Here is a 1846-nt window from a genome sequence, read left to right on the forward strand (position 1 = left end):
TCCTCCCTCAATAAATTTCGGTTTTCTTAAAATATCGCTGTTTTTCTCCGATTTTCTCCTACTAATGTTGAAGCATTTTGATAAAGTCAGGAGTATACTACCGTTATGGGATAATTTTGGAATCAAGCAATCTATTTTAATAAACCTAGTGATTGATTTTCCAAAAACTGGGCGAATATTTTCCTATGATCGCACCTTGGATCTCCACATCGAACATGGTGGTGGACCCTCCCATTTCTCTCGGCGTCAACTGCGCGTACATTCCTTCGTTCGACCTTACCATGTGTGGATGCCGGAAATGCTTTTTAAGTGGGTCTATGCCCTAACGGAGTCAATATACACCGGCTAATCCGTGCTTCAAATGTAATAGATATAAATCTGGTTAATAGACAACCTATTTTCTGTTTTTCGTGTGTTTATTAAGCGGCTGCTTCCTGTAAATTCTTCAATTGAGGAATGTCCCTCATCATACGTGTTTCATCAAATGCACAATCGCGAGTTCCTATGACAAACAATATCTTAATCAACTTCCGACTGAGAGCCACAAAGGATTGCTTCCCTGTGAGCGGGTTGTTTGGTCGGTTTTTATAATAATAGTGCAGCTGTTTAAATCCTTCATTATGAATCGATAAGGGGCGCGCAACTTGGTATAACAGGGATCTTAACCGTTTACGTCCACGTTTTGTGATCGTCGTCTGTCCTTTGAATAGGCCAGACTCATTCAGCTTCAGATTGAGTCCCGCTAATTTAATGATTTGGCGTGGATCTCGATAGTTGGACAAATCTCCGACCTCCGCAAAGAAACCAGCAACTGTGATCGAACTAACCCCTTTGATACCCATCATTTGACTAGCTCCAGGAACGTGAAGAACCAGATCTTCCAGTAGTGCCTCATGGGCTTGGATGCGTTCCTGTATCGCTTGATATTGGTCGATTAAATAACGTATTTCCTGACGCGCCATCGTCAAACCTACTGTTAGACCTACACTTGTTTCAGCTGCACGTTTAAGTTCTTGGATACGTTTGATTCCAACGCCTCGCTTCGCTGCCTGTTTTACTTCTGCCATTAGTTCTTCTTCAGAACTTGACTGGATGTCCTCTGGAAGATAGCCCTTCTTTAAAAAGTGAAGCGCAGCTTTTCCAGTCCAATCTTTAAAAACGGTTAGAAACTCTGGAAAATAGCGATCCAGCGCATTATGAACTTGTGCTTTGATGGACGCCAAATCTTCCTGCATCATGTCATGTAGTTTTATCCCTTCTCGCAGTTCAGCGTAGATGCCTTCCAGTAATATCGGTTCATGATATCTCCCAGCTCGAATGACCTGCGCGATGACTTTTGCATCTTTTGTATCGTTTTTGGTCGGTGAATCATCATCCAGTTCCTTTGTGCGCTTCACCTTCATCGGGTTAACAACTACGGTATGTAGCCCCAGGGCTTTTAAATAATATGCTAGATTCAGCCAATAATGGCCTGTTGGCTCCATCCCTAAAATAAGATCATTCCGATTGGTTTCATCTAAAAGATCTTGAGACCAATCAAGCAACTGTTTAAACCCTGTGAAATCATTCTGAAACACCAATCGTTTCGCTAAATCACGGCCTCGGTCATCAATTGCACGAGCAACGTGTTTGTGTTTTGCGACATCAATTCCAATGATGATCGTCTTTTCTGTTATTTGCGCCAAGCGTTCATTTTGTGTAAAATCCATTGTAGGGATCCTCCTTTGGTATTAAATTCGAGGTCATCGCGATGACACTCTCTATACTACCAAGTGGGATCCTTTTTCGTAAAATCGATTCTACGCTTGTTTTCCCTCAAATTTCTTCATTACAGGAATGCTTTTTA

The 1846-nt window shown here is 41.9% G+C and carries 1 protein-coding gene; it reads right to left on the minus strand.

Annotation, left to right across the window (positions count from 1 at the left end):
• Positions 1-419 precede the first annotated feature (419 nt).
• The gene (locus tag IEX12_RS23010; protein WP_188725985.1) at positions 420-1709 is read right to left on the minus strand and encodes an IS110 family RNA-guided transposase; all 1290 of its coding nucleotides are present in this window, start codon (positions 1707-1709) and stop codon (positions 420-422) included.
• Between the last annotated feature and the right edge of the window lie 137 nt (positions 1710-1846).

The organism is Lentibacillus populi, from assembly GCA_014642895.1.
GTDB classification, from domain to species: Bacteria; Bacillota; Bacilli; order Bacillales; family Amphibacillaceae; genus Lentibacillus_C; species Lentibacillus_C populi.

Bases quoted from the DNA above. Each gene is read 5' to 3' on its own strand.
- IEX12_RS23010 (WP_188725985.1), bottom strand. From the start codon at position 1,709: ATGGATTTTACACAAAATGAACGCTTGGCGCAAATAACAGAAAAGACG.